Here is a 4,046-nt window from a genome sequence, read left to right on the forward strand (position 1 = left end):
AACGGCTTCACCGCACTCGGCATACCCGAAACTCAAGCCGTGGGATGACTCCGTCGGGGGAAAGGGGAACTCTGACCGTCAGTCAATTTGTGCAACAGAGTCCTCCGCTGCGTCCATGTTGCCGCGCAGTTTGTCAGCAGCAGCCCAAAGAGGTGCTTCAAACGCCCGAGAATTGGATTTTTCCGGCTCAGACACAGCTTTCCTTGGCCGCCCACGAGCCATCAAATATTCTCCATCATATCACATCCCGAACCGAGACTCATCCAGCAGGGCAAAGCCTCCTACTCTCGCCACTCAACGTTGAGGCGAATCCAGAGCAAGATCATACAGTCTCGAATACCATCTTTCCCGTTTTTGTCTAGACGCCGCGCCCGGTCGCCGTCCTCGCTCTCGAGCTTGTCCGCCATCCAAAGCAGCGCGCTACAGGGAATAGCGCTCGAACCGCAAAGCCGGATCCGCACACTTTCACAGTGGATCGAAGGCAAAGGGACAGCCGTCTGCGGCGCCTTGCACGAGTGATTTCTATCCTGACTTCACTGCGGTAGCGACGCCGCGCTTCCGTCAGACGGTTTTTCGCCCTTGCCACCGACTACTCGACCTTCAGCAATGTCCAACTCTCGACTCCTAAACCTTGTGCCACCCTGTACAGGTTGTCGATAGAGATGTTCTGCTCTGACCGCTCGACCGCGCTGAGATAGGTCCGGTTCAACCCGCATTCATGCGCCAGGTACTCCTGCGACCAGCCGCGCTCGGCCCGCAGCCTACGCATGTTGCGCGCCACGATGTCTCGCAGAGGGCTTCTGGGGGTCGTCTTCATGCACAATGCTATTGTGCACCGACGCTTTTAACTCTACCTGTTTTAACATTCATTCGACATCAAGGAGCCCGTCATGCCCCAACAATGTCCGCATTGCATGACCGAGATTCACGCCGAGGCCTCCACCTGCCCTGCCTGCGGGGCGATCCGCGGGGTGTGGGGCCGCTCGGTCGAAAGCTGGCGCCAGGCATCGGCCTTCATGCTCGGCGTGGCCGCATTCTTCGTTCTTGCCGGTATAATCTTTGGCACCTGGGTTGCATCGGTCGATGACCGAACGACGGCATTCGACGGGTTGATCGCCTTCCTGTTACTGTCGCCCTTCATGTTGTTCGCCGGCGGTGTCGGCCTGTTCCTGCGCTATGTGATCCCCCGGATGCCGGAGGGCTGGTATCGATGAGAACCGCGAAGCGGAAGCCAACCGCCGGCCCGAAGCGCACCTCGATCTGCCTCAGCGCCGAGGCCCACAAATCCCTGCGGATCGAGGCACTGCGGCGCGACATCACCATGAGCCAGCTGATCGCGCAGGCGCTGGCGGATACCGGCATCGACATTCCCCCGGAGGATCTGGAAGCATGAAGCACCTGTTCACGGCCGCGCTGATCGCCCTCGCCAGCCCGGCCTTCGCCGCGGGTTGGTATTTCGAAGCGTCCGTCGAGGGCGGCGCCGAATACTGGACCTTCACCAACGAGACCGGCGAGGTCAGCCCGCGCCGGGTGCGCGGCAACGAGATCTGGATCACCCGCACCGACCAGATGAACGAACTCGACGCCAACGGCACCTGCGACTTCAACAACTGCCGCGTCAGCGTGACGCTGGACGGCCGCAACGCCGAGGCGGGCGAACGGGTCAGCATCCGGTTCTCGAATGGCGAGAGGCTGGATTTCGTGGCAGACGGCAGCGACATCCTGCTGAGCAATTTCGACACGGCCGGCATGGGCGCGACCAACCTCTTCGTCCACAACGTGCGGCAGGCGGAATGGGTCGAGATCGGCTTCGGCGGCAAGCGCCACCGCTTCAGCCTCGCCGGATCGGCGGCGGCTCTGGACGCGATCCGGCCATGGATGACGGGAGGCAAGTGATGACCTCCCACGGGACCATGCACGCAGCCAACGGATATCGGCGCAAAGGGCCTGACTATCTGAACAACCCGGACATGGTTGCGTTCACCATCGGGCGGGTCGTGATGGCAAAGATGATGGCCGGCCGCCCCCTCAGCTGGAATACGCTGCGGGCGCGGCTGATGCATATCGCGGAGGGAGATACCGTCGATCTGCCGGCAGGCGTGAATGCGGAGATGGCATTGGCAGCCCTGCGATACCTTCCCGCGCTGCCCGAGGTTTCCCGGTTCAAGGGGTGAGGGCAGGAACCTCACGCGCTGAACGGGGTTCCCGCCCAGGAAATGGTCCAGGCAAGGCATGGGCCATCTCCCCCTCTTCAGCCTCGCCGGATCAGCGGCAGTGCTGGATACCACCCAGCGGCAAATGACAGGAAACAACTGATGACCCCGCAACCGTTCAAAGGCGAACTGCCCGCATCGATCTTCGAGCCGGATGAGGTCAAGGCACGCAATTGGTGGGCCGCACTGACCGAGCCGGAGCAGGAAGAACGCATCTACGACCTCACTCAGGTGCTGGAATTCTACGGCATCGAACTGCCCGACAGCGATGAGCGCTGGATGATGGCCTGCTGGGAAAACGAATTCGCCTGACCCCGTCCCTACGGCCCGTCGTGATGCGAGCGGGCCGGGGTCAGGCTGCGCGCAAACCGCATTCCGACCGCCCCCACGAGGCTGGGGCGGAATGGGGTTTGCGCCCGCCCAACGGGCGGCACCTTTCAAGCTACCACCGACTAGAATCCCCACATCTCCAACCCGGCTGGCTTTGCTCGCTCTGCACTGTTGGCTGCCTGCTCAAGCCCCAAGACATGCAGCGTGCCTTTCAACAGTTGGGCTCATCGAAGTCAGCTCGGCAGCGGACAGGTGTCAAGCGACACTGGTAAGTATCGCAAACGACACGCAAAATTGACCCATCCCGACGATGCACGCCGCTGCTGGCATCCAGCAGCGGCCTATTTTATTCCATATCTTTCCAGAGAATGATGACGAGCAAGATGTTGGCGAGCGCTAGGGTCGCCAGCACATTCAGCGTCCAATCGGTCCCGGCAGCAGAGAGCAGCATTGCTCCGAGTGTTGGCGCAATGGCTTGGGCGATCAACGAGGGCCGCGCCAGCCTGCCCATGATCGGGGCGTAGCGGTCTGCACCGAACAGGGCCAGAGGAAGAGCACCCTTGGCTATCGAGAAGATGCCGTTCCCGGCCGCATAGAGGAAGATGGCGGCACCGACGAGCGGCAGGCCGAGGGCCAGCATGACCAGGCCCACGGCGGACAGGCCCACCGCTCCGGCCAATGTCCAGATCGGGTGATGCCGCCCGCCGCCTGCCATCTCGATCAGCCGGGCCGTCACCTGGGCGGGACCGATCAAGGCCCCGAGGGCGACGGCTTCGGCCAGCGACAGGCTCCGGCCTTGCAGCATGGTCAGCAGATGAACCGAAACGATGGTGACGGAGAGGCCCGCCAGGACCATGATCGCCATCATGGTGAGGTAGGCTCGCCGCTCCGGCCCGGAAAGCCGGATCGTGCTTTGCCGATCAGCAGCGGCGGGAGCGGCGCGCCCGTTGCCCGGCAGAACGAACAGGATCAGCGGCAGGCATAGCCCGAGCTGGATCAGGGCATAGGCGACACAGGACCAGCGCCAGCCCAGATGCTCGATGAAGAGTGCCGACAGCGGCCAGCAGACCGTGCTGGCGAACCCGCCCCACAGTGTCAGCGTGGTGATCGCGGATCGGGCCTTGCGCCCGTAGATGCCGCCCAGGGTGGCAAAGGCCGCATCATAGAGGCCAGCACCCATCCCGATCCCTAGAACGATCCACCCTGCCACGAACACCGGCAGGACCGGCGCGGTAGCGAAGATCAGCAGCCCGGCAGCGAGCAGAATGCTCGACAGCGCCAGGACCGGCCTCCCGCCATGACGCCGGATCGCCTCGCCCACGCGGGGCGAGGCCATACCGGCGACGAACAGGCCCAACGACAGGCTGCCGACGACCCACGACAGCGGCCAACCTGTCTCGGCCGCAATAGGCCCTGCGAACACGGCCAGCAGGTAGTAGGAACTGCCCCATGCGAAGATCTGGACGATCCCGAGGGCCGAGATCACCGGCCAGGGGGGGGGGG

The 4,046-nt window shown here is 63.2% G+C and carries 7 protein-coding genes; 5 read left to right on the forward strand and 2 right to left on the reverse strand.

Annotation, left to right across the window (positions count from 1 at the left end; translation table 11 throughout):
* Positions 1–589: 589 nt before the first annotated feature.
* On the reverse strand, positions 590–817 hold the full coding sequence (locus ACDP63_RS16120; RefSeq protein WP_147427769.1) for a helix-turn-helix domain-containing protein: 228 nt from the start codon (positions 815–817) through the stop codon (positions 590–592).
* Between the two features lie 97 nt (positions 818–914).
* On the opposite strand from ACDP63_RS16120, the gene ACDP63_RS16125 reads away from it, so the two are divergent.
* The 5 genes from ACDP63_RS16125 (at position 915) to ACDP63_RS16145 (ending at position 2,525) form a co-directional block, all read left to right on the forward strand.
* Positions 915–1,214: a zinc ribbon domain-containing protein gene (locus ACDP63_RS16125; protein ID WP_244314536.1), complete on the forward strand. Its 300-nt coding sequence runs from the start codon at positions 915–917 to the stop codon at positions 1,212–1,214.
* Positions 1,211–1,393 carry a hypothetical protein gene (locus tag ACDP63_RS16130; RefSeq protein WP_147427767.1) on the forward strand — a complete coding sequence of 61 codons (183 nt, stop codon included), beginning with the start codon at positions 1,211–1,213 and terminating at the stop codon, positions 1,391–1,393. The genes ACDP63_RS16125 and ACDP63_RS16130 overlap by 4 nt, the downstream gene beginning before the upstream one ends.
* Positions 1,390–1,896 carry a hypothetical protein gene (locus ACDP63_RS16135; protein ID WP_147427766.1) on the forward strand — a complete coding sequence of 169 codons (507 nt, stop codon included), beginning with the start codon at positions 1,390–1,392 and terminating at the stop codon, positions 1,894–1,896. The genes ACDP63_RS16130 and ACDP63_RS16135 overlap by 4 nt, the downstream gene beginning before the upstream one ends.
* Positions 1,896–2,174 (forward strand): hypothetical protein, encoded by a 279-nt coding sequence (locus ACDP63_RS16140; RefSeq protein ID WP_147427765.1) that lies wholly within the window; start codon positions 1,896–1,898, stop codon positions 2,172–2,174. The genes ACDP63_RS16135 and ACDP63_RS16140 overlap by 1 nt, the downstream gene beginning before the upstream one ends.
* A gap of 141 nt (positions 2,175–2,315) precedes the next feature.
* Entirely contained in the window at positions 2,316–2,525 is a 210-nt protein-coding gene (locus ACDP63_RS16145) for a hypothetical protein (RefSeq protein WP_147427764.1), read from the forward strand.
* Between the two features lie 364 nt (positions 2,526–2,889).
* Here ACDP63_RS16145 and ACDP63_RS16150 read toward each other — a convergent pair.
* On the reverse strand, positions 2,890–4,046 hold a 1,157-nt coding region (locus tag ACDP63_RS16150), incomplete at its 5' end, for an MFS transporter (protein WP_409928282.1).

It is taken from the genome of Paracoccus sp. P2 (assembly GCF_046335115.1).
Taxonomy (GTDB): domain Bacteria; phylum Pseudomonadota; class Alphaproteobacteria; order Rhodobacterales; family Rhodobacteraceae; genus Paracoccus; species Paracoccus pantotrophus.

Bases quoted from the DNA above. Each gene is read 5' to 3' on its own strand.
- ACDP63_RS16120 (WP_147427769.1), bottom strand. From the start codon at position 817: ATGAAGACGACCCCCAGAAGCCCTCTGCGAGACATCGTGGCGCGCAAC.
- ACDP63_RS16125 (WP_244314536.1), top strand. From the start codon at position 915: ATGACCGAGATTCACGCCGAGGCCTCCACCTGCCCTGCCTGCGGGGCG.
- ACDP63_RS16130 (WP_147427767.1), top strand. From the start codon at position 1,211: ATGAGAACCGCGAAGCGGAAGCCAACCGCCGGCCCGAAGCGCACCTCG.
- ACDP63_RS16135 (WP_147427766.1), top strand. From the start codon at position 1,390: ATGAAGCACCTGTTCACGGCCGCGCTGATCGCCCTCGCCAGCCCGGCC.
- ACDP63_RS16140 (WP_147427765.1), top strand. From the start codon at position 1,896: ATGACCTCCCACGGGACCATGCACGCAGCCAACGGATATCGGCGCAAA.
- ACDP63_RS16145 (WP_147427764.1), top strand. From the start codon at position 2,316: ATGACCCCGCAACCGTTCAAAGGCGAACTGCCCGCATCGATCTTCGAG.